This is a genomic window from Pseudolactococcus yaeyamensis (genome assembly GCF_054658615.1).
Genome location: NZ_BAAGGP010000010.1, coordinates 17,943 through 42,075 on the forward strand (window position 1 = coordinate 17,943; position 24,133 = coordinate 42,075).

21 protein-coding genes are annotated in these 24,133 nt (G+C 38.5%); 1 reads left to right on the forward strand and 20 read right to left on the reverse strand.

Annotated elements, in window-relative coordinates; all coding sequences use genetic code 11:
- Positions 1-4: 4 nt before the first annotated feature.
- From ACYQ21_RS03410 to ACYQ21_RS03450, 9 genes are all read right to left on the reverse strand, one after another.
- Positions 5-1,189, reverse strand: a complete 1,185-nt coding sequence (locus ACYQ21_RS03410; protein ID WP_460055169.1) for a DnaD domain protein — start codon at positions 1,187-1,189, stop codon at positions 5-7.
- A gap of 8 nt (positions 1,190-1,197) precedes the next feature.
- A complete protein-coding gene (nrdR, locus tag ACYQ21_RS03415) occupies positions 1,198-1,650 on the reverse strand; it encodes a transcriptional regulator NrdR (protein ID WP_460055172.1) in 453 nt (150 codons plus the stop codon).
- Between the two features lies 1 nt (position 1,651).
- Positions 1,652-2,293, reverse strand: a complete 642-nt coding sequence (gene trmB, locus ACYQ21_RS03420; protein ID WP_460055229.1) for a tRNA (guanosine(46)-N7)-methyltransferase TrmB — start codon at positions 2,291-2,293, stop codon at positions 1,652-1,654.
- Positions 2,294-2,419: 126 nt separating this feature from the next.
- On the reverse strand, positions 2,420-3,220 hold the full coding sequence (locus tag ACYQ21_RS03425; protein WP_460055174.1) for a phosphotransferase family protein: 801 nt from the start codon (positions 3,218-3,220) through the stop codon (positions 2,420-2,422).
- Positions 3,221-3,262: 42 nt separating this feature from the next.
- On the reverse strand, positions 3,263-3,511 hold the full coding sequence (locus ACYQ21_RS03430; protein ID WP_460055175.1) for a Veg family protein: 249 nt from the start codon (positions 3,509-3,511) through the stop codon (positions 3,263-3,265).
- 262 nt (positions 3,512-3,773) lie between these two features.
- Positions 3,774-5,135 (reverse strand): replicative DNA helicase, encoded by a 1,362-nt coding sequence (gene dnaB, locus ACYQ21_RS03435; RefSeq protein WP_460055178.1) that lies wholly within the window; start codon positions 5,133-5,135, stop codon positions 3,774-3,776.
- Complete coding sequence (gene rplI, locus ACYQ21_RS03440) at positions 5,136-5,588, reverse strand: 50S ribosomal protein L9 (protein ID WP_460055180.1); 453 nt, start codon at positions 5,586-5,588, stop codon at positions 5,136-5,138. It abuts the gene before it with no gap.
- Between the two features lie 250 nt (positions 5,589-5,838).
- Positions 5,839-7,806: a GGDEF domain-containing protein gene (locus ACYQ21_RS03445; protein ID WP_460055182.1), complete on the reverse strand. Its 1,968-nt coding sequence runs from the start codon at positions 7,804-7,806 to the stop codon at positions 5,839-5,841.
- A gap of 144 nt (positions 7,807-7,950) precedes the next feature.
- A complete protein-coding gene (locus ACYQ21_RS03450) occupies positions 7,951-8,592 on the reverse strand; it encodes an HAD family hydrolase (RefSeq protein WP_460055184.1) in 642 nt (213 codons plus the stop codon).
- A gap of 199 nt (positions 8,593-8,791) precedes the next feature.
- Here ACYQ21_RS03450 and ACYQ21_RS03455 point away from each other — a divergent pair, with 199 nt between their 5' ends.
- The gene (locus ACYQ21_RS03455) at positions 8,792-10,144 is read left to right on the forward strand and encodes an aspartate kinase (protein ID WP_460055186.1); all 1,353 of its coding nucleotides are present in this window, start codon (positions 8,792-8,794) and stop codon (positions 10,142-10,144) included.
- A gap of 44 nt (positions 10,145-10,188) precedes the next feature.
- Here ACYQ21_RS03455 and ACYQ21_RS03460 read toward each other — a convergent pair whose 3' ends face one another.
- The 11 genes from ACYQ21_RS03460 to ACYQ21_RS03510 all read right to left on the reverse strand — a co-directional run bounded on the left by ACYQ21_RS03460 (position 10,189) and on the right by ACYQ21_RS03510 (position 24,084).
- Entirely contained in the window at positions 10,189-11,595 is a 1,407-nt protein-coding gene (locus ACYQ21_RS03460; RefSeq protein WP_460055189.1) for a Cof-type HAD-IIB family hydrolase, read from the reverse strand.
- A 179-nt stretch (positions 11,596-11,774) separates the two neighbouring features.
- Positions 11,775-12,776 (reverse strand): ornithine carbamoyltransferase, encoded by a 1,002-nt coding sequence (argF, locus tag ACYQ21_RS03465; RefSeq protein WP_460055192.1) that lies wholly within the window; start codon positions 12,774-12,776, stop codon positions 11,775-11,777.
- Between the two features lie 123 nt (positions 12,777-12,899).
- Entirely contained in the window at positions 12,900-14,507 is a 1,608-nt protein-coding gene (gene treC / locus ACYQ21_RS03470; protein WP_460055194.1) for an alpha,alpha-phosphotrehalase, read from the reverse strand.
- 91 nt (positions 14,508-14,598) lie between these two features.
- Positions 14,599-16,572 carry a PTS system trehalose-specific EIIBC component gene (treP, locus tag ACYQ21_RS03475; RefSeq protein ID WP_460055197.1) on the reverse strand — a complete coding sequence of 658 codons (1,974 nt, stop codon included), beginning with the start codon at positions 16,570-16,572 and terminating at the stop codon, positions 14,599-14,601.
- A 411-nt stretch (positions 16,573-16,983) separates the two neighbouring features.
- Positions 16,984-17,835 carry a hypothetical protein gene (locus tag ACYQ21_RS03480; RefSeq protein ID WP_460055199.1) on the reverse strand — a complete coding sequence of 284 codons (852 nt, stop codon included), beginning with the start codon at positions 17,833-17,835 and terminating at the stop codon, positions 16,984-16,986.
- Positions 17,836-17,839: 4 nt separating this feature from the next.
- Positions 17,840-19,054 carry an HlyD family secretion protein gene (locus tag ACYQ21_RS03485; protein WP_460055201.1) on the reverse strand — a complete coding sequence of 405 codons (1,215 nt, stop codon included), beginning with the start codon at positions 19,052-19,054 and terminating at the stop codon, positions 17,840-17,842.
- Complete coding sequence (locus tag ACYQ21_RS03490; RefSeq protein ID WP_460055203.1) at positions 19,032-19,838, reverse strand: ABC transporter permease subunit; 807 nt, start codon at positions 19,836-19,838, stop codon at positions 19,032-19,034. Before ACYQ21_RS03490 ends, ACYQ21_RS03485 begins: the two co-directional genes overlap by 23 nt.
- On the reverse strand, positions 19,831-20,607 hold the full coding sequence (locus tag ACYQ21_RS03495; RefSeq protein ID WP_460055206.1) for a carbohydrate ABC transporter permease: 777 nt from the start codon (positions 20,605-20,607) through the stop codon (positions 19,831-19,833). The genes ACYQ21_RS03490 and ACYQ21_RS03495 overlap by 8 nt, the downstream gene beginning before the upstream one ends.
- 24 nt (positions 20,608-20,631) lie before the next feature.
- A complete protein-coding gene (locus ACYQ21_RS03500) occupies positions 20,632-22,743 on the reverse strand; it encodes a hypothetical protein (protein ID WP_460055209.1) in 2,112 nt (703 codons plus the stop codon).
- A 194-nt stretch (positions 22,744-22,937) separates the two neighbouring features.
- Entirely contained in the window at positions 22,938-23,165 is a 228-nt protein-coding gene (locus ACYQ21_RS03505) for a hypothetical protein (protein WP_460055211.1), read from the reverse strand.
- A 586-nt stretch (positions 23,166-23,751) separates the two neighbouring features.
- Positions 23,752-24,084, reverse strand: coding sequence for a hypothetical protein (locus ACYQ21_RS03510; RefSeq protein ID WP_460055214.1), 333 nt, complete (start codon positions 24,082-24,084; stop codon positions 23,752-23,754).
- Positions 24,085-24,133 lie beyond the last annotated feature (49 nt).

Consider the following 24,133-nt stretch of genomic DNA (forward strand, 5'->3'; position numbering starts at 1 on the left):
CATATTATTCACCACCATTCATTTTGTCAAGTGCTTGACGTCTGATTTTTTCTAGCTCAGCCTGTTGAACCCTACTGGTTTCATTTTTATAATCAGGATCATACCAGTCAGGTATTTCACTACCAGCAGGTGGCGTTTTTTTCAGTGGTTGTACTTTCTTATTTGCTTTATCAGCCTGCTTATTTTGATAGGTCGCTAACCACTTGGCTGCGAGCTCGGCCGATGTCACCTGTTCTTTCTTCCAGCGATTAGCTTGCTCTTCTATATAGTCTGAGACATTAGAATAACCCCGAATTTCCAAGAAATAGATTATCAGCATATTTTGGATTTCTGGCGCTACACCGTCACGAGAAAGTCGCACGAGCAGCTGTTTTTCTTTTTGAGTTGGGTACCCGTCAAATCGGCTTTTCTTGATTTTCGACAGCAGTGCCTCTGGTTTTTCGGACTTAGCCGTTCTGATTAGCGCTTGTTCGGCTTTTGAAAAATCAAGTAAGCGAGGTTGTTTTTGGTTTTGCGCAATTAAATGGCGAGACATATTGGCTGTATTAAGCGACTGGTCAGCATTTTGCGTCGTTTCAGCGATTTTGAACAAATCATACCAGTCCAAATCAAATTTATCAGCTAAAGCGTATAGCGCTAGTGTATCTTTGCTTTCATCAGCAAACTGAATCCCTTTATTTTCCATGGTTGTCTTGAAGTATGCTAAGTCAAATCCCTTATCAACAGGCACTGAAATATCTATCGTTTCGGGCAATTCCGCCACACGGTAGACATCTGAAAACTTCTTAGAGATTTTTTGACCTGAGAAGTCAGTTTCTCTTATCAATTTTTCAAGTGCAGGTTGCCCGATTTTATCCGTTAGCAATTGCTTGTAAAGCCCATCTGATAGGAAAAACTCCGGCGTCAAATGGCTCTGTAAAACTAGTGTCAGCTCGCCATGGTCCTCATAAATGTCTAGTAAGTGCAAAGCTGATAACTGGTCAAAGCCATTCATCAACTCGTTCAAGCCGTAATCCAGATGATTGAGCAAATCTGACAAGCGCCCCTTGTGAGTTGGAAAAGCACGCAAAAGCTGGTACAAGGCAAACCCATTCCGCCCAATAATCGGTTGATAGAACATGACAAAAACACCGGCATCAAAGCTGGTTTTGTCAGCGTTTTTGACTGTGAATTTATCAATGGGTCGCATATTTTTTCCTACTTATTCTTTTTAGTAATATTTCGCAAGAGGTCTTCGAGATCGCTGACGTCTTTGAAGCTACGATAAACACTGGCGAAACGCACATAGGTAATCTCATCTAGTTCAGCCAATTCTTCCATGACAAACTCACCAATGATATCCGAATGGACTTCATTTTCAGCCAACATTCGCACCTTGCGCTCAACACGTTCCACCGCTTTTTCAATCGACTCAGAAGAAACTGGTCGTTTGCGGGCACTACGAACAATCCCTGTGATAATTTTATCACGGTTAAAGACTTCGCGGGTGTCATCTTTTTTAATGACGAGCAAGGGCATTTCTTCGATACGTTCAAAGGTTGTAAAACGATTGCCACAATTTTCGCATTCACGGCGGCGTCTGATGGCATTTTCAGCCTGACGACTGTCGATGACTTTTGATTCTTCTGATTGACATTTAGGACATTTCATATTAAAACTGCGCCTCCATGCGATAGATGACTTGACCTTTTGAGGAAAATTTCGCCTCATATTCTGTCATCACATTTTTTTCGGTAAATGCCACATCTGTATGTAAATCTAGCCAGACTTGTTGTAAAGTCATACCATATTGGCTCATCGATGCGAGCGAGTACTCAAACAAGCCGCGGTTATCCGTTTTAAAATGGACTTGTCCATTTTTGACTAAAATAGTTTCGTAGGTTTTCAGAAAATCTTTGTAAGTCAAGCGACGCTTTTCATGGCGTGTCTTAGGCCACGGATCCGAGAAATTCAAGTAGACTAAATCAACTTCGCCAGTCGCAAAATAATTGGTCAGGCTGCTGCCATCAACGTGCAAGAGTTGGATATTTGGCAAATTCAGTTCCAGCACCTTATCCAAAGCATAAGATAAAACTGTCAACTGCATATCAATGGCGATATAATTAATATCTGGATGGCGCTCTGCCATACCCGTAATAAAAGCCCCTTTTCCCGACCCAACTTCGACATGGATAGGATGATTATTGCCAAATTTTTCCGCCCATTTACCTTTAAAGGCCTCTGGATTTTCAACCACATATTGGGTATTGGCTGCCATCATTTCTGGGGCGCCTTTCCGATTTCTGACTCGCATCTTTTCTTTTTTCACTCCTATGTCTACCTGTTACGCAACGCAATATGTTATGGTCAGAAAAGTTCAAATTAGTGATTTAAACCTTTCCCTTTAACTGAAACAAGGAGACGCTAGTCTCCCCATACATTATTTAAAAATATCACAAAAATTTCGCAAACCCAGAATTTCTAAATTCGCAGCCTGTAGGTTATCAGACCATAAATTTTCGTTGATTTGTTTTAAAAATGATAGTGTTCCATACCATTTGATTTTAACAAATGTTTCTTCATCTACCCGATAACCCGAGTACTCTAACCATTCTCGCCATTGACTCGGGGCAATATAGTGACCCAAGAGATGCGCCACATCCACAAAGGCGTCAGATAAAGCAACCGTATCCCAATCCACTAAGTAAATTTTCCCACTGTGGTCATTTTTCAACCAGTTATGATGGTTGACATCTCCATGTACCACGACGGCATTTTGCACCTCGAACTTAGGTGTTGCTTCGCGTAATTCGGATAAAGCATTTGACAAGTAAGAATTTTGAATCAAACTTCTATGCGCATGTTGATACAATCTATCTACCAATTGTTTCGGGGTGGTCACATCATTACCAAATTTTTTGAAGGCCTCTACCAACATCTTGCTATGATGTAGGGTGGCAAGTGTCTGATTGACTTGCATATCCCCCATCTCAGTTGCCGCAAGGACAACGCCATCAACCCAAGATTGTGCTGTCAACATCTCCCCATTGCTATTGCGCTTGGTCCAGATAATTTTCGGTGTCAAACCCACTTGTGAAATGGATGCCAGAAGAGGACTAGCATTCACTTTGACGAATGCCTTTTGGCTGCCAAAAGTTGCATAAAAAACGTTATTCACACTTTGACCAAACGAATTATTTAATGGCACGTAATGCCAATCTGCTTCGTTGCCTTGCATCATGCTGATAGCCCCCTCCTTTCTTTCTGAATAACAACTGACTGCCTATCCTTTATAATGAATCAGCATTGACTGCGTTAAAATGTCCGCATACATATAAGATTCAACGATTTTTTGACCACGTGCTAATGTTTTTTCAACAACAAAATGCGTATCAAAAACTTCTGTCAAGGTCACTTTATGACGGTTTTCACGCTTACGACCGTAGTGGTCTGTAATATCGACATCTTCGCCTAAATGTGAGGCTACTTCTTTTTTGATTTCAATGATTTTTCCAACTTCTTGACTATCCATTATCGCTCTCGTTTCTTTGATTTCAGAGGGACTGTAAACAAATAAACTGTGCTTTTGGGCGAGATAATTTTTTGTTGAACAAGGAATAAAAATCGCAGTGTAGCGGGCTACATAAGATTTTTATGACGATGTGCAACGGAAAATCTGCCGTCAAAAAGGATAGGCTATTTGTTTACAGTTCCTTACGTCCATATTAAGATATGAACTTTTTACAGTACTTCTATTATAACATGAAAGGTCTACTAAAATCTACACTAGATTTTCAGTAGCCTTGACTCGCTTCATGCTGCGTGTCAACGCTCGTGAACTTGGTGAATTGACCTACCCACATTAATTCGGCAGTACCGGTTTCACCCGACCGATTCTTAGCAAATATAATCTCAGCTTTATTATCAATTTTGACTTCGGGATCATTGGCGTTTTGATAATACGCCTCACGATGAATAAAGGCGACAATATCCGCATCCTGCTCGATGGAACCGGACTCTCGCAAGTCTGATAATTTAGGACGTTTATCTTCACGTTGCTCAACACCACGGCTGAGCTGACTGAGGGCGATCACAGGTACTTTCAACTCCTTGGCTAAGACTTTTAGTTGCCGTGAAATTTCTGAGACTTCTTGTTGCCGGTTTTCTTTCCCTGTGCCTGAAATCAACTGCAAATAGTCAATTAAAATCAAGCCGAGACTGCCTTTCTCTTGGGCTAATTTTCGTGATCTGGCGCGAATCTCTGTGATTTTAATACCAGGCGAATCATCGACGTAAATACTTCTATCCGCCAAGGCGCCCTGTGCAATAATCAAATTACTCCAGTCGTCATCGGTCAACTTACCAGTCCTCAAAGAATGGGCATCAATTAACCCTTCTGACGACACCATCCGATTTACCAAACTTTCTGCACCCATTTCCAGTGAGAAAATGGCAACAGTTTGTCCGAGTTTGCCGATATTTGAGGCAATGTTCAGGGCAAAGGCTGTTTTCCCCATGGCTGGACGGGCGGCTAGAATAATCAACTCTCCCTCATGGAGACCTGTCGTTTTCGCATCAAGAGATGGAAAACCTGTCGAAATGCCCGTTACCGTTGATTTCAGCTTGGATAAACGTTCAATTTCATCATAATTAGTATCAATGATTTCTGAAATTTTACGAAAACCAGACCGCGTCCGACCTTCTGTAACCGCAACTATCCCTTTTTCAGCTTCAGCGATAATGTCGTCTGCAGCATCTTCCTGAGAATAAGCACGTTCAACTGAGTTGGTTAATTGGCTAATAAGCTTACGCAATAAAGACTTTTCAGCGACAATTTTGGCGTAGAAAACCGCATGGGCAGCCGTTGGCGTACTCGTTGCCAATTCAGCAATATAAGAAATCCCACCGATTGTCTCTAAATCACCTTGATTTTCCAAAAGGGAATGGACAGTCAGGACATCAATTGGACTGCGTTCATCTTGCAAACGCAGCATGATGCGAAAAATAATCTTGTGTGAGGTTTTATAAAAATCATCTGCCGTGACATATTCTGATACTTCGATTAAGCGGTCACTATCAAGGAAAATCGCCCCAAGGACAGCTTGTTCAGCTGCCAAATCTTGGGGTGGTGCCTTGAGCACATCAATATCTGCCATTTACTTCTCCGAAATTTTAACGCGAATCGTTGCCGTTACATCCTTGTGCAATTTAACTGGTACATCTTTCAAGCCAATCGCTTTGAGGGGATATTCTAATTGAATTTTGTGTTTATCTAGTTTGAGGCTGAACTGCGCATTGAGCGCATCTACGATTTTTTTCGAGTTAATGGCGCCAAAGAGACGGCCATCTGCCCCGACTTTTTCTTTGACTTCAACAATCGTTGTCTCTTTTTCAAGCTCTGATTTAAGCGCTTGGGCTTCTGCCAAAATTTCAGCCTCTGCTTTTTGCTCTGCTTTAACTTGACCTTTCAGCTCAGCCATGGCTTTGCCAGTTGCTTCTTTGGCTAGATTTTTTTTGATTAAAAAGTTTTGGGCAAAACCAGTTGGGACTTCTTTGACCTCGCCGCGTTTACCTTTGCCTTTAACATCTTGTAAAAAAATGACTTTCATTTTATCTCCTTTATTTGAACTAAACTCATAACCTTTTATAATAAAATAGATGACATAGGCTCAACTGAACAGACCGTGAATACATGCCCAGAAAATGCTGTGCCACTTGACATACGATATGACTATCGCTAGTGCGCAGCCAAATGTAATGCCGCTACTCGCAATTGAGCGTGTTCTTTTGTCTTGGTTGTTACAAGCCATGCCTTGCCTCCCTTAGGGTCTATACCATTTTACGCTGTTTTATTTAATTTTATTTTTCTTCATCGGAGCGATTTAAGAGTTTCAGGAGCTCTTCCTTCACTTCAGTTGGTGTCTTCTCGTAAATCTGCGCAGCTGCATTATTGAAATGTCCGCCACCGCCAAAACTTTCCATAATACGTTGGACATTGAAGTCTCCTGACGATCTGGCTGAAACAGCCACATAACCATTTTCATGGTTGACAATCGTAAAGGAGGCATCAATCCCCACCATATTGAGAAGAGTATCCGCTGCTTTTGCGATGGTCACATTATCATACATCTTGCGGTAAAGCCCGACACCGATGGCAATGTTGTTCTGAAATTCAGCATTGAGCACGATTTCATTGATTTTCTTGTACTTATCAAACTCAGTCGCCAAAAACTGCTTGATGAGATTATTATCCGCCCCCTGAGAACGCAGATAGGAAGCGGCTTCAAAAGTTCTAGCCGTCGTCCCTTTAGAAAATTTCTGTGTGTCGACTGAAATCCCTGCCAGAGCAATTGACGCCTCGACTTTGGACATCTTTTGTTTTCGGCCATTTTGATACTGCAAGACTTCAACAACTAGCTCAGATGCTGATGACGCGCCACTTTCAATATAAGTCAGCAAGGCATTTTTCGGAAAATCTTCATCACGGCGATGGTGGTCAATGACCACCACTTTATCAAAGCTCTTATAAAAAGCGTAATCCATGGTCTGACTGATTTTAGAATGATCGACCATAATCAAAAGCGAGTTTGATTTTTTCAACTCACGCGCCGTATCCATTCGGATAATGTGGGCAAAACCATCTTTCGACTCATTAAGTTTGGCAATGGCGCGTTCAACATCAGGCAAAAGTTGCTTCTCATCATAAACGATAAAAGCCTCTTTATCGTTCATATTGGCGAAAATCTTCGTTGCCACAGCTGCACCTAGTGCATCCATATCTGAATATTTATGCCCCATGACAAAGACATTCTCAGATTCTAACACAATCGTCCGAAGTGCTGTCGCAATCGCTCTAGCGCGTGTCCGAGATTTCTGAGTATGACTGGCTGAATTGCCACCGAAGTAAATCGGCTTGGCTGTGTTGATGTTTTCCTTAATCACCACCTGATCACCACCACGAACAAGTGCCAACTCTAAATTATCAAGCGCTGTTTTACCAATCTTAGAGAAGTTTTCTTGACCATAGGACATCCCGATAGATAGGGTCAATGAAAAGTTTTTTTCCCTTGCTTCTTCACGAAAAGCGTTTAAAAACTCAAACTTATCATCCATGATTTTTTTTAATGCCAGATAATTGGTATAAATATAGTAGCGACTGGCGTTATATCGACTAGTATAAACGTTATATTTGCCAGAAATATCATCAATTTTCGTCGCAATGAAGTTATTAATAATCGTCCGACTACTGTCTGAAATCAAATCAGTCGCATCATCATAATTGTCGACAGATAAAATCCCAATCACCGGGCGACTTTCACGCGTGACTGTTTTGGCCTCAACCTCACTCGTCGCATCTATAAAATAAAGCAGTTTCTTTTGATGGTCAATCTTAATCGCATACTTTTTTTGTCCGACAGGTAAATATTGTATCCCTTGATCATCAACGTTTTGCACAATTTCTTTTATTTTATCGGCTTGTAATTTTTCTTCGTCATTGGCAAAAATGATATCAACAAAGGGATTAAACCACTCTGGTGTATAGTCATGCTCCGAATAACGTAACACACCTATGGGCATCGTATCAAGTGTCGCATTCAGTGAATTTTCAGCACTTTCATTCAGTGCTCGAATCGTATCGAGATTTTTAGCCGTCAACTCTTTCGCACGTAGCAATAAAACGATGGTCACAATCAGATTCACAACTAGCAATAGGACAAGTTCAGTTTGTTGAAATTCAATCAAACGCAAAATGAGCACTTCACATAAATACACGACTGTCATGCCAATGATAATGACAAGTGGTAAAAATCTTTCAAAACGTTTCACGTCTACTTACTCCGATCCGAGGAAGCTGAGGCTTAGTAACACAGCCATCAGCATTTTTTGATACTTAACAAGGCATTTATAATGGTTCATTTTACCATATTTAAGCCATTTTTTCAAAAATTCAAGGCGCTACTTGACACTGACTTATAATTGGCGCACGATTTCGGTTAAATTGTCATACAATTCATCCGCCCGCGACTGGTCTAGCCCAAACACATAATCCGCAATGCCCCAGACTGTCGCACCCGAATCAACACCGGCAGCAATACCTTTTTCACTGTCTTCAATAATCAAAGTTTCTTCGGGCGCCACACCCAATTTCGCCATGGCAACCTGATAAATCTCAGGGTTGGGTTTGGATTCCTCGAAATCATCACCGGATAAGACCACCTCAAAATAAGGGAGTAGCGCCGTCATCTTCATCGCCCTTAAAATCTCTAGTTTAATGGTACTAGATGCAAGTCCGAGTTTGTAGCCTTTGGCTTTCAAAGCATCTAAAGTAGACTTAGCATCTGAAAATAAGAGTGTATCATAAGGAATCGCATGTTCCAGCTTATATTGGGTGTACTCAGCCTGCAAAGCCGACACATCCCACTTATCATAATCATCTTTCAAAATCATGTACCAAACCTGTTTCATGTTCCCTCCGATGAAATCAAGTGGCGACAAATGGGCAATTGAGATCCCTTTGCTATCTAAAAAAGTCTGACGTCTTCTATAATAATATAATTCGGTATCAACCAAAACACCGTCCATATCAAAAATAATCGCTTTAAATTTACTCATACTCACTATTTTACCAAATTTTTTGAGATTTCGTATTGAAAATTTTCAGAATTTTCGCTAAAATAGATTTAATACATTCAAGACTGAGCAGTTGCTCAGTCTCATCATGCCATATCATCCAATCAAGTGTGGGCTTTTTTTCTAGACCACATCACCTGATTACCACAACATCTTAGACCAATCAAAGGAAAATCTCATCTTGAAAGTTATTAAATTTGGTGGCTCTTCACTTGCAAGTGCCGAACAACTCACAAAAGTCCTCAACATTGTCAAAAACGACCCGAATCGCAAATTCGTCGTTGTCTCAGCCCCTGGCAAACGCGAAGCCAATGACACCAAAGTAACCGACGCCTTGATTGCTTACTATAAAGCCTACAAAAAAGGCGATGCCGTCATTGAAAATCAAGACTGGATTATCGCACGTTACCAGAGCATTTGTGATGAGCTCGGGATTCCCGGCACAGTCATGACCAACATCGCTACCGATATCAAAGCCTTAGCCACACTACCAATCCAAGGCAACAAGTTCCTTTATGACACCTTCCTAGCTGCTGGTGAAAACAATAATGCCAAACTCATTGCCGAGTACTTCAGCGAAAATGGGATTAACGCCAAATATATCCATCCGCAAGACGCCGGCATCATCGTCACGCCTGAACCAGGAAATGCACGATTGCTCCCGTCTAGTAACGAAAAGATCAACTACCTCAACGAGCTTGAAGAAACACTCATCATCCCTGGCTTCTTCGGTGTCACTGAAAAAGGTGATATCTGTACCTTCTCTCGCGGCGGTTCCGACATTACAGGTTCCATCATCGCAGCGGGTGTCCACGCTGAGCTTTACGAAAACTTTACCGATGTTGATGGTATTTTCGCAGCCCATCCGGGCATCATTAACCAACCAGCATCCATCACCGAACTCACATACAGGGAAATGCGTGAGCTCGCCTATGCCGGTTTCTCTGTTTTGCATGATGAGGCTTTATTGCCCGCCTATAGAGCAAGTGTGCCACTTGTGATTAAAAATACCAACAATCCCGAGCATCCCGGGACAAGAATCGTTGCCAAACGCAGCGTCACAGGTAGTCCAGTCGTTGGTATCGCAGCCGATGGCGACTTCAGCTCGCTCAACATCTCTAAATATCTCATGAATCGGGAAATCGGTTTCGGGCGCAAGGTTCTCCAAATATTAGAAAATCTTGGCATTCGTTTCGAGCACATGCCAACTGGGATTGATGACATGAGTGTCATCATGCGCAACCGCTATTTAACCAAGCAAATCGAACGGTCAGTCATTCAAAACCTGACTGAAAGCTTACAGCCTGATGTCCTAAATTTTGAGAAAAACCTATCCATCATCATGATTGTTGGTGAAGATATGAACGAACATATTGGGGTTACAGCACGCGCGGCTAGCGCCCTCGCCAAAGCCGGCATCAATATCGAAATGCTCTCTCAAGGCTCATCTGAAGTTTCAGTCATGTTTATCGTTAAATCTGACCAAGAAAACGCGGCAATTAAAGCCTTATATCAAGCCTTTTTTGAAGCTTAAAAGGTAACATCTAGCCATAACAAAACGAGCAATGATGTCCAGCATCACTGCTCGTTTTTTGCTTTGCTTAATTTACTCATCGCAACGCGAATTTGGCGTTCTAGCTCTGCTTCGATTTTCCCTTCTGGTGCGAAATCTGCTGCCCAGTTGTCTGGTTTCATAATTTTATGCGTCTCTGGATCAAAATGCGCTTGACCGTCTGGGAAGATTTTCCCCATATTAGCCTGATGCACAGCACTAAATATTTCATGTGGGTCAATGCCCATCAGAACAAACGACCCATAGGTGAAGTATAACAAATCCAAAAGAGCGTCTACTTCACCCGTTAGGGCATTTTCACCCTCTGGAATGGGTTTAGCTTTGATTTTAGCTGCTGCTTTATCAATAGCGACATGAAGATTTTGTGTCAACTCATCAAAGACTGACACATTGGCATTGGCTGCTGCAAAGAGAAATTCGACGATTTCTTCAACCTTGAAGTCCGCCCGATGACCAGCTTCTTCTGGCAAAAAGACACGCGGCATTTCTTGGGTTTTACCGTCCATGACACGGTGAAATTCTTTAACCTTGTTAAACTGATCATCTTTACTGATAAAACTTGCCACATGCTTGAAATTGATTAGCCCAAAATGGGATAAGGCTTTGGCGATACCGTCTGAGTTATTATTATCCGTAATATAAGCCGCAATTTTTTTAACTGCGGGAGTCGCATTGCCCATGCCGATACCTAGACCGACACCCGACAACATTTCCAAATCATTATCCGAATCACCAAAAGCCATAACTTGTGAGAGATCAAAGCCAAATTTTTCCCCGACTTTTTCAATTCCTTTTAGCTTAGAATTACCTTTGGTAATCAAGTCAGCCGAATAGGCGTTTGAGCGTGTAGCTTGTAATTCTGGGAAATTCATCATGATGGCATCTGTTTCATCACTGGTTGCGACCATGATGACTTGATAGACTGGCTGTCTGATATTGTCGGCTAGATTTTTAGATTGGGGTTTGATTTTTCTAATGACATTTTTAAAACCACTTTTTGTTAAGCCTGACATTTTTTGTGGTAAAATGCCTGCAATGACTTGCGCTGTCCGCGTTTCACCGAATTTAACAAGTCCACTCCCATGGACACCGTCCGCCATACCGAGTGAAACATCTCTGCCGTGCTGGCGGGAAAAGTCGATAACATCACGCAAGGTTTTCTTGTCGATCGGCGAGGTTGAGAGGACACTCTCTGGTGTGAAGATATACTGGCCGTTATAGGTCACAGCGAAATCTAGCCCTAGCGTTTCCATCAAGGGTAGGACAAAAGCAGGGCCTCGCCCAGTGGCGACACCGACCAATGTCTTGTTCTTATGTAGCTCCACAATCGCACGTCTAGTTGTCGCGGCAACATTTCGCGTGCTGGTAAAGAGTGTACCGTCTAGGTCAAAAAAAACTGCCTTGATGTTCATATCTATCCTTCTATCTGCCTACTTAAAAAACTGCTATCTCTATTATACAATTATTTCTAACAGATAACTGAAATGAATCATCAAATTTCCGAAATCCCTTGCGATTTGTTCATCTTTCGACAAAAAACATCGGCTATTGCAAGTGTAATAGCCGATGCCATGCTCTTGTAAACTTGAGTTTAGACTTTTGGGATAAAGAGATGACCTAAAGTCGCAGCCATGACCGCCTTGATCGAGTGCAGTCTATTTTCCGCTTCTTGGAAGACGACAGAATAAGGGGCATTGAAAATCTCATCTGTCACTTCTAGCTCTGTCAAGCCTGATTTTGCGTGGATGGCTTGCATTGTCGTCGTTTCCAAATCGTGAAAGGCTGGTAGACAGTGCATAAAAATACAGTTAGGGTTGTTAGTTTGCTCGAAAAGCGCAGCATTCACCTGATAAGGCATGAGTTTCTTAATTCGTTCATCGTATTGGTCCTCTTCTCCCATGCTGACCCAGACGTCCGTGTAAATGATATCAGCACCATTGACCGCAGCGGTGTCAGCGGTAATCGTGATGTGACTGCCTGACTCGATTGCTTTTTCTGCCGCAATGGCTTGGATGTCAGTTGCGGGCTGCAAATCAGCTGGTGCTATGATCGTGATGTTGACGCCTAGAATGGCTGAGGTGACTAGGAGGGAATTTGCCATGTTGTTTCGACCGTCACCGATATAGACGAGGTTTTTACCTGTGTAATCTCCGAAAATTTCTTTAATGGTCATGAAGTCTGCGAGCATCTGCGTGGGGTGCCAAGTATCGGTCAGACCATTCCAGACTGGCACGCCAGACTCAGCTGCTAGAATCTCGACATCGGTCTGTTTGAACCCACGAAATTGGATGCCGTCAAACATTGCACCTAAGACTTTGGCTGTGTCTGCAGTCGACTCTTTTTTGCCGAACTGGACGTCGTTTGGTCCTAAAAATTCTGGATGCGCGCCCAGATCATTGACTGCGACAGTAAAGGCAGCCCGCGTCCGAGTCGATGTTTTTTCAAATAAGAGGGCGATGTTTTTACCAGACAGATACTGATGGGGGATGTGCTGTTTTTTGAGTGCTTTTAAATGAATGGCAAAATCAATGAGATATGCTAATTCAGCTTGGGTGAAATCAATTTCTTTGAGTAATGAACGTCCTTGAAACATAAAATAGACCTATCTTTCTGTCGTCAACTGCGCGCTATCCGGGCTGGATAGAGCAACTTAGAGTGAATTCAAAATGAATAACAAGTCTATTTTACTGTATATTTATGCAAAAGTCAAGCGAAATTAAATCAAAAAAGCAATGGCTTGATATGGTTGCAACTGATTAGGCTGATAGGTTGCATAGTTATTAATCAAAATCTCACTATCTATAAAGTCAGCTAACAGTTCAAAATCAACAACTTGATTTGAAAAGTTAGTCAAAACAAGCAATTGACGACCTTCAAACTCACGGATGAAAGCATAAATATGCGCAGCATCTTGATAAGCTGCCTGATAAGTGCCGTCTGAAATCAGCTGGTCAGCCTTTCTCAGCTGAATCAACTGCTTGTAAAACTGATATACTTCCCCTGATTGCTCATTTTCAACGTTAATCTCCGCATGATTCCCTGTTGCCAACCATGGTGTGCCAGTTGAAAAGCCAGCATTGGCTGTATGATTCCACTGCATCGGTGTCCGCGAATTATCCCGTGACTTGATTTGAATAATCTCGAAAGCCCGCTCTGGCGTATGCCCAGCATCCAACAAGGCTTGATAGGCATTAATCGACTCCACATCGACATAGTCTGCCATAGATTTAAAATCTGGGTCAATCATTCCGATTTCCTCGCCCATATAGATATACGGCGTTCCTCGGCTAAGATGGATACTGGCTGCCAACATCGTTGCACCTTTCACTCGAAAGTTTTTGTAGTCTATGAAACGATTAATGGCGCGAGGTTGATCATGATTGTTCCAAAACAAAGCATTCCAACCCTGCCCTTCGCTCATTTTTTCACCCCAAGTGTGAAAGAGCTGTTTGAGTTGGGCAAAATCAAAGGGGGACTTGGTCCATTTTTGTGCATTTGCATAGTCGACTTTCAAATGATGGAAATTAAAGGTCATTGATAATTCTTGACGGTCAGGACGGCTATATAAAATACAGTTATCAATCGTCGTTGAGCTCATTTCACCGACTGTCACACTCTCAGCATCCTTGCCAAAACTTGCGGCATTTAACATCTGTAAATAGTCATGCGTTAGCGGTTTATCTGTATATTCAGGCTTGCCTTCATTGACAGGATTTGATTTGAGTAAGGCATCCTTACCAATCAAATTAATCACGTCAAATCTAAAGCCATGCACGCCTTTTTCACGCCAGAAGTTGACGACATCAAAGAGTTCTTTTCGAACATTTCCACTGCGCCAATTTAAATCAGCTTGCGTGACATCAAAGAGATGGAGATAGTATTTACCTGTATCGCCAAAAGGCGCCCAGGCACTCCCGCCAAATTTTGAGACCCAGTCTGTCGGCTCGTCTTGGATGAAGAAAAAGTCTTGATAGTAAGGGTCTCCTGCTAAGGCTTTTTGGAACCACTCATGTTCTGTCGATACATGGTTGAGCACCATATCAAGCATGACATCAATGCCGCGTTTTTTCCCTTCCTGAATCAGTTCTTCAAAGTCAGACATGGTGCCAAATACAGGGTCAATTGAGACATAGTCTGAAATGTCGTAGCCGTTGTCACGTTGTGGACTGGGATAAATCGGATTGAGCCAAATCATATCAATCCCTAAATCAGCTAGATAATCCAGTTTTGAGATGATGCCACGAAGGTCTCCGACACCATTTCCAGTTGTGTCGAGGTAAGATTTCGGGTAAATTTGGTATATTACTTGATTTTTAAATGTCATAAGCTTTCTATTTCTATCGCTATTTTTCGATACTAGCGTTTTTAAAATGCCAAAAGGGCGTTACCTTTTCGGTTAGCCCTTTGGTATGCAGTTATATTTTTGTTGCGGTTAGTAGGTCATCACCTGATTGGATGCTACGTGGTAACTGTCCTGAAACGTCTGGTTGGAAACTATCTTGGTTGGTAACGATGACGGGTGTTTCAACGATTAACCCTTGACTTTTAATCAAGTCAATATCAAATGTGAGTAGGCGTTGACCTTGTGTCACATGGTCACCTTGGCTGACAAAGGCTTCAAAGCCTTTACCGTCAAGTTTCACGGTATCCATACCGATGTGCATCAGAATTTCTACCCCAGCATCCGAAATCAAACCAATAGCGTGTTTAGTCGGGAAAAATGCTGAAACGATGCCGTCAAACGGCGCTGTTAGTACCCCTTCACTTGGATCGATGACAACACCTTGCCCCATAATGCCTTGGCTAAAGACAGGATCGGTTGCTGTTGCTAACTCACGAACTTCACCTGATAGTGGGCTAGTCACATTGACCAAAGTGCCTTTAGGAATTTCGGTTTTGGCGATTTGTTGCGCGCCTTCTAGGGTTGCTGGGTCACTTGCAAAGGCTGCATCTCCAGCACCTACGAGGTCGATTTTGTTAAAGATGCCAGCTTGGCGGAAGAAGAAGGTCAAGATGATTGGGACAACTATCGCAATCACCATTGGAATGGTGAATTTCAACATGTCTTCACCGCGAATGGCGAGGATACCGGGCAGGCCTCCGACGCCGATAGAGTTAGCGCGAACACCCATGAGTGTTGAAACCATGCCTGAAATACCTGAGCCAATCATAGCGGCGACGAAAGGATAGAGGTATTTCAAGTTAATCCCGAACATGGCTGGTTCTGTCACGCCTAACCAAGCTGAGATTGTGGCTGGTACTGAAATTTCTGCTTCTTTTTTGTTTTTCTTGTGTAGGAGGTAGACTGCAAATACTGCTGCCCCTTGGGCGATATTTGACAAGTCAATAAGTGGCCATAGGTTGGTTGAATGAAAATCCGCAATGAGCTGTGAGTCAATGGCAAGTGTTGTATGGTGTAGGCCGGTAATAACAAGTGGCGCATAGAGAATCCCAAAGATGCCACCGAAAAGCCAAGAAAGTGAAGATGTCAAACCAGTGTTCACGACAAATGAAATGCCTTGACCGATTTTCCAACCGATGGGGCCAATGATAGCATGCGCTGCAATAATCGTTGGAATTAGAGCGAATAATGGCACGAAAATCATCGAAACTGCTTCTGGGATATGTTTCCGGAAGAATTTCTCTAAGTAAGCGAGTAGGAAACCGGCAGCCATGGCAGGAATAACTTGGGCTTGGTAGCCGATTTTATCCATGGTGAAAAAACCGAAGTCCCATGACCAGTTTTTAGCAATTTCTGCTGCTGATGTGCTATTTACGGCATAGGCATTCAGCAACTGTGGTGACACAAGCGTAATCCCGAGGACAATCCCCAGAATTTGTGTTGTCCCCATTTTACGTGTGACTGACCAAGCAATCCCGACAGGGAGGAAGTGGAAGATTGCTTCACCCGGTAGCCAGAGGAAACCATTGACACCGGCCCAAAACTGAGAGTTTTCGACAATTGTCGACCCGCCAAATTGCACGCCCTCAAGAATATTACGGAAACCGAGAATCAAACCACCGACGATAATCGCTGGTAACAATGGTGTAAAGATTTCAGATAACGTACCGACTAATCTTTGCACGACATTTTGATTTGATTTCGCCGCAGACTTAGCTGCCTCCTTTGAAACGCCTTCAATACCACTGACGGCAGAGAAATCGTTGTAGAAAGTAGCAACATCATTTCCGATAATGACCTGAAACTGACCCGCATTTGTGAACATCCCTTTAGTTGTCGAAATGTTTTCAATTCGTTTTTTGTCAGCCTTAGCGTCGTCATTTAAGACAAAGCGCATACGTGTCGCACAGTGCGTGACAGCAGAGATATTCTCCTTGCCGCCAATCGCATCCAGCAACTCCTGAGCTTGTTTTTCAAATTTTCCCATGGTGGGCTCCTTCTTTAAAGTTTGAGTTGACAGGCTTAAACCAAAGCCACTGCTACTCAGATTAAGATTTTGAAACAAAAATGGCAATCATGATGACTTAGTCATCTTTTTAGTAACTTGTACGTACAAGTTACCTTATGCTTTAATTCTAGCACAAAAAAATTTATTTGCAAGCGTTTTCTTTAACTTTTTTTAAACTTTTTTTCAAAAAGATGCCAAACACAAAAAAAGACAACCTCACAGTCAATGTCATTAAATTAGACAAGGAAAAGTCGTAAATCAGAAATTTCAAAACATATAAAAATGGACGATACTTCTCGCCCATATCATTTCATTCATTTTTAATGGCTAGGTTAGTACATACAAAAAGATAAAAATCCCTCAATGTAAATATGACCCCTTTACTCCACTTCAATAAGCTAAAAAATTATCCTTAAGCTTAACAACATATGTCAAATATTTCTTTTTCTTTCTCAAAATTATCATTTTTATTTTCTTCCGTAACCTCGATCGACAAATAAAGAAAAGATGTATTCCAAATAATAGAAAATAAATTCCAAACAACCACATGATTGAAATATCAAATACCGTCTTTTCAAAACGAAAAAGATTACTTACAATTTCTTTTATATTTCCCCAAAATTGTAACCACGAGGCGTAGTCTGCTAATCGGTTAGGTAAATAATTCCTCAATAGCATAAAGATTAGAATAAAAAACAAACAAAATAACCCCTTTTTATTGTCCACAATTAACCATATTATATGACAACAAAAAATCAAAAATACAATTTTTTTAAAAAAATTATAGTTTATTTGTTTATCCAATAAAATATTAGATGTATTATACAGTGTAATTGGTTGACTATCTTGTATTGGTTCAGATATATATACTTCTAAATTATTATCCTGAATAACTTTTTTTATCACATAATTTTTTTTTGCATAATGTACCAAATTGCCAACCACCATTCTACTTTTGAATAATTGTATTGCTAATTTTTCTGTTATCATGATTTCATTTTCAGCCAATAAGAAAGGTTGTCTATTTGTTTGTATTCTCTTTATTAATGCAACTGTTTTTTTATCCAAATCTCTATTCGTTATTTCTGAAACTTCTTTTATTTGTATTTTTAAATATTTTTGTGTCCCAAAAACCTCTACATTTTGTAACAATTCACTATGATTATAAATTTGAGTTTGTTCAATTTTTCCAATATAAACAACCAAAAATATAAACGTAGCATATGCTAAGAATACAGACAATTTTTCACTTTTCAGCCACTCGAATAATGTCGCCGATGTTAATTTGTTTCTCAGTACTATCAATGATTTTTTCGTTATCCACATTTTCATTTTCCAACACCACTGTATTCTGAAATACTTCACTTATCTCAATATTTTGTCGTTTTGCAAAGATTTGTTCACCTAAAATCGTCTTTTTTCTCTCAGAAACAAGTACATATTTACCTTGATTATCTTCATAAACAGTTGAAATCGGTAAACTCCGTTGTACATTTTTTTCATAAATAATAACTTCTGCTCGAATACTCTCTGCTACCCCAAGTTTATTTTCACTATCTAACACCGTAATTTTTTTCCCGCCATTTTGCTCTGTCATTATATCTTGCACTTTAAAACCTTGGAAAGTTCGTTTACCGTTTCGACCCTGTACTATTAAATTAACTTTTTGACCAATTTTTATTTTATTTTCATCATCCGAGAGTACTATATGTAATTCTTTTAACGACTGTGTATCTCTTATCATAACCGCAAGTTGCTCAGTCATTTTATCCCCAACACTTATCTTAACATCTTGGATACTTCCTGCCTCTTGCGCCAAAAAATTTCCCTGTCGATTTTGAACTTCCTGATATTTTAATAATTTTTGTTGCAATTGTTGGATTTCCAATTCTGTTGTTTCGATCGTAGAATCAACAATGGGAGCTGAAAGTTGTAATTGTGCTAGTTTTTGTTGGTAGGTCTGAGTTGTTTGCTCTATTTTCAGAGCATTCTCTTTTTTTTGAGATTCCTCTTTGATATCTTTCTGTTCTTGCTGTAACATTTGCAATGATTGTTGGTACTCTAAATTTAACATCTTAATTTGATTGTGATAGTCCGTTTCTTTCTGTTCTTGTTGACTAACAAGATTTTGTTTTTGTAGGGTTAGTTTTTTTATTTCTTGTTCAATCAAGTTGATTTTTTCATTTAAGAAAGAAAGATTAACCTGAAATAGCGGCATATCTTTTGCCACTTCTTGCTCTTTTTTTATAAATATCTTCTCCACCACTAAATCTTCGAGACCATACGTATTAAAACCACCTTGATAGTCGATTTTTGCTTCTCCCTCTACTTTATCTATAATCGTATAAGGTTCAACAGAAAGTGTTGTTACGACTGGTACTTTCAAATTTCTGTAAACACTTGAAAAAAGATACAAACATGTAATTACACCTATAATCTTAAACCCTTGTTTCACTTTCATTTGCTACAATCTCACTCTCTTTTATAATATTTTTTAAAAACAATATCAAAACGATGACTATCAATATAATAAAGCTAATTGCACTTTGTTCTTCTTTCCTCATTAAAATTTCCACATATTGCGCTAGCATCATTTTTTTCTCTGTTCGTAAAAAAATTAGAGGAATTTCGATCATGCTCATCATCTCTAAAACAGCAAAAAATATACTACAAATGACTGCTAATTTCACGTTTGGTAATGCAATTTTATAAAAAATTTGCCACTCACTTGCCCCATCCATTCTACCAGCTTCAAGCACCTCTTCAGAGATTCGTGCAAAACTTGGGACAAGTATTAAAATAGTAAAGGGCGAGAAACCCATGAGTAAAATAACTCCTAAATAGCTATCCAACAAATGTAGTTCTTTTAAAATGCCATATTGGGTTATCATTGTTATAGAAAATGGTAATATTAATAAAGCAATATATATTTTATAGACAATTTTTCCAAATCGATTATGATTTTGTGCAAAAAAGTAAGCCACCATCGTATTACAAGGTAATTGAATCAACAAAATACCAAATAGTAATTTAATTGTTGAAAAAACAATCGCATAGTTTTCTGGAACATCTAAAACTAATTTTAAATAATGGTTAAATGTTGTATAAATTGGCAAGAATATAAACTGTTTCTCAATTAATAATCGTTGAAATTCATCTCTAGCTTGTAATGTTACTACAAGCATTGAGAAAATAGGATATAATAGTAAGCAAAATATGACAATAAGCACAATTTTTTTAGTCATCTTTTAACCTCCACTCTATTATACCAATAATAACGAGCATCACTATTAAATAAAATAAAGCACCACTTTGAATTTTCCCTAACTCAAATTTCATAAACCAGTTATTGAAAATGTTTTGAAGTAAATAAATCTGACGATTAGGGTACGCCCCCATAAGTAAGTAAGAGACACGGAAAATTTTATGACTATTGACAATCGCGATAATCAATAAAGTGTATTTAAACTTTTTTAAATTTGGTAATACAATATTTTGGCGAATTATTTTTTCACTTGCTCCATCCATTTCGGCCATTTCAATAACTGACTTTGGAAAATATAAAATACCTAACAGCCATATCAATGTTGCTAATCCGATATTCTTCCAAAGATAAATCAATACCAACGCTAAAATTGAAAAATAATTTTCTAAAAAATTAGTATGAATAAATAGTATTTGACTTAAATAACCATCTTTTTCAAACATTAGTCGCCAAAAAAATGTTGTTCCTACTTCTTGGATTGCCATTGGCAATAGAAGTATCAAAACCACTCTTTGCAAATATTTTATCTTACTTAGAAAGAAAGCCAATTTTTGTGATAAAAAGTAGAGTAAACACACACCTAATATCAAAAAAATCATATTATTAAGTAAAGCACGTAAGAATGACGAGCTTGAAAATGCTGACATCATATTTTCTTGCCTAAAAAACAAGGAAAATACTGGCGCAAAATAGAAAAGCATTAATCCCAAAAAAGAAGGGAGTAGAAAGAGAAATTGTTTTTTTCTCATATTCATCTTCCTTCCCCTCTCATTCTATTCTTCCAAATATAATTTTAATTTCTCATAAACCTTTGCACTTACTTCGTTTACTTTACCTTTATCTTGTAAAATATCCTCTAAACCTTCCATAACAATTTGCATCATTTGTATATCCAAATTTGGCACATGATCTAATTTTTTAACTTTTTCTATCCAAATTGAAACATCTTCTGAGGAAAGCTTTTCTAGATTTGCCTTACCCTCATTTCCATATTCACTCGAAATTTCTTTTACTTCTGTTTCAAGTTCTCTTAGCTTGCCCTCAAAACTCTCTTGATTTGTAGGCAGACCTGCATAATCAAATAGTTCTTGTGCCTCTTTAGTCTGAGTAAAAGAAATAAATCTTTGTGATTCTTCCTTATTTTGACTCTCTTTAAAAATAGAAAACGTTAGTACTGGTAAATAAGTATTATCCAAAAATTCGACATTTGCCTTATTTTCTTTTTCCAGTGCAACTAAACATTGAATATCTTGTGCAAGTGAAATTTGATCAATCGCTAAATTAAATTCTCCATTTAAAAGTAAATCATAGCTATTATAACTTCCACCAATAACATTATTATTCCATGTTAAATTTTTTATTTTTAATGCCTTTTCAAGATCCTTTGTTCGTTTTGTAATAGCTAAAACATCTTTATTAAATTGAAGAACATCACTCTCCTTTATATTCTTCAACTCAGTTGGAAAATAAGAACGATAGATATTTTTAACAACAAAGTCATAACGGACATTTTCGTATAAATGTTCCTTTTTAATATTTTTTATATATGACGTTAAATCATTTATATTTTCAACATTTATTTCTTGAACTCCTTTTACTGCAATATATGGAACATTAAAAAATGTCGGTGAACCATAATTTTTCCCCTCTTTTTGAAAATGGGTAAACAAATTTTTAAAGTTCATATCCTGAGGTTCTGTTAATGGTAATAATAAATCATTTTTGATATAGCTCTCACTATTCAACCCATCTAAAATTATCATATCATAGGGATTACTGTTCGCCAATTCCAAATTTAAATTTTTCATGGCTTGTTCAACATTGTAAATCGTATCTCCCTCATACTGTTCGTTTGCACCTACTGTTAATCGGACTAAAACATCACTTTGCTTAGTATTGTACTCTGCTATAATTTCAGATAATGCAGGATTTTCATATAAACTGTACAAAGAAATCACTTTTTTCTCTTGCTCTGTTGGTGTAAGTAATGAAATATCTGAACTATCATTCTTGGTATCAGTTACCACAACAACAAATTGCTCATTTTGTGGAATGAACTTTTCAATCTTATAACGGTTTTTACCAAGAGAGTATTCATTCATTGACAGCAACTCTTGTAATTTTTCATCTTTTAATAGATACAATTTTTGATGCTCATAAAGATATAATTGCTCATCTTCGATAGTAATAAGCGGATTAATACCTCCTAAAACAGAAGATAAATTTGTCATCGTTTCAATTTTCTTATTTTCTTTTGAAATGACTTGGATTTTATTAGATATTTGTGTATAGATTTTTTTACCATCGTTAGTAATGGAAGAAATGTTTCCCTCTGATTTTATTATTTCTTCTGTACCTTTAACCAAATCTATTATTTTAGTTTCTCCAAAAGGAGAGCTAACAATACATACTTCTTGATTTACAACTTGAATTCGCTCATCATGTCCTAGTATAGCATCTCTTCTCTGTATTTTTTTAGGATTATCAATCGTTGTCGTGTAAATGTATTTAGTTTCCTCTTCCTTAGCATCTTCCCTAGGTACAATAACCAAGTCACCATTTTTCCCTAAGAATGTAAATTGGATCGGTTCAGAAACTAAAGAACTAATTAAAAGTTCTTCATGAAAATTACCACTTTCGTCAATAGTATAAATCACACTTTGTTGGCTATGGTTTAGTGCTGAAACATATATTTTGCCTTTTATTTTTTCTGTGTGAATTATTTTATTAACTTCATTCGGTAAAACAAGTTTCTTTTCTTTATACACATGAGTAGATGGCTGAATACTTATATTTTCTTTTGTTACTTTTTGCTCAACTTTCTTTCCACAGCCAACCAACAGAAATACACTTAATACCAAAAACAACATAGAATTTTTTTTCATTTTGAACTCCATTTCACCATACCCAGAAAATAATCAAAAATGTTAAATATGTAGTAATATTCTTTATAATATCCAATGTCTATCTTGGATTTAAATAAACACACCCTGCGAAAAATATTGCTCTTCACAGGGTGTATAAAGAATATCGCTCTTAAACAACTTGTTATTGTCCGTCTATTCTTATTATTTAGTTTTTACCAACTACTTGTACACGAACCATAAGATACATTAGAACCATGCTTATATGTTTGAGCATGAACGCCGCCAGCATAGGCTGCACTACCCACATCACCATATTTGGCACTAACGAAACGGTTAACACTACAATACCAATGATAGTGAGCTGCTTGTGCAGTAGCTGCAAACATGAATATTGTTGATAACACAATAATTGTTGAAAATAACTTCTTAGTCTTTTTCATAATTAATATTCTCCTTTCAATAGTCAGCAAAATTAACAAAAATAAGTTAAGAGCGCTCCCTTATTTTAGTTTTTGCTGATAAAGTTAATGAAACCTCAATTAAAATACATCCGTTTCTACTTTTTAAGTATAACATCATACGAAAGCGCTGTCAACAACTGTTATATTCTTTTTACTCTAATGTTTATATTTTAAAGGATAAGTATACGATGTATCATCTTATTTGTTCATTTTTTATTTATTTCAAGTATTTAAAAGGCATGACCATGGTCACGTACTCTTACAGTACGAGCTCCTTTTTTGATATTATCTCTAAAAGACTCGATTAACAATATCTAATAGTGTATCAAGAAATTGTGTTAAAACAGTTTCTGAATATCTATATTTCTTACTGCATTGTCAATTGTTATAATTTGGTCGTATCTCATCAAGAATTTCGTCTACATCAATATTTGGCACCGCACCATAACGCCCTTGCAGATATTTTTTTACTATACTTGGCATCATTGCGTTTCAGTTCTATCTTATAATCAAATAAACTAATCATTTGTGACTCACCAAATTCGTTCTTACTCATAAAATAGATTTAATCATTACGCATGTTGTGATCCATCAGACTGATTTCGTGAGAAGTTAAAATAAACTGGCTATATTGAAATTCACTATTAATTAAAGAAAGAAGCATCATTGAAATTAATAAGTGAAAACTATTATCAAATTCATCCAGTAAAATGATTTTACCTTGATGGTCAGTGAAACCGATGGCATAGTGGTAGAATTGGGCATCATGAAAAAAGGTTATCTCATAATCAATCGACAAACCTTTTGTAGTGCTCTTATACGGCTGGTAGGATAAATGCTCCGTCACCTGATGTGTTGGACAAGTAACTAAAGCTCTCAACTCCCACAAGGCTTCCAAAAAGTTAGATTTACCAGAAGCATTGGGGCAAAAAATTGGCGAACTTTTT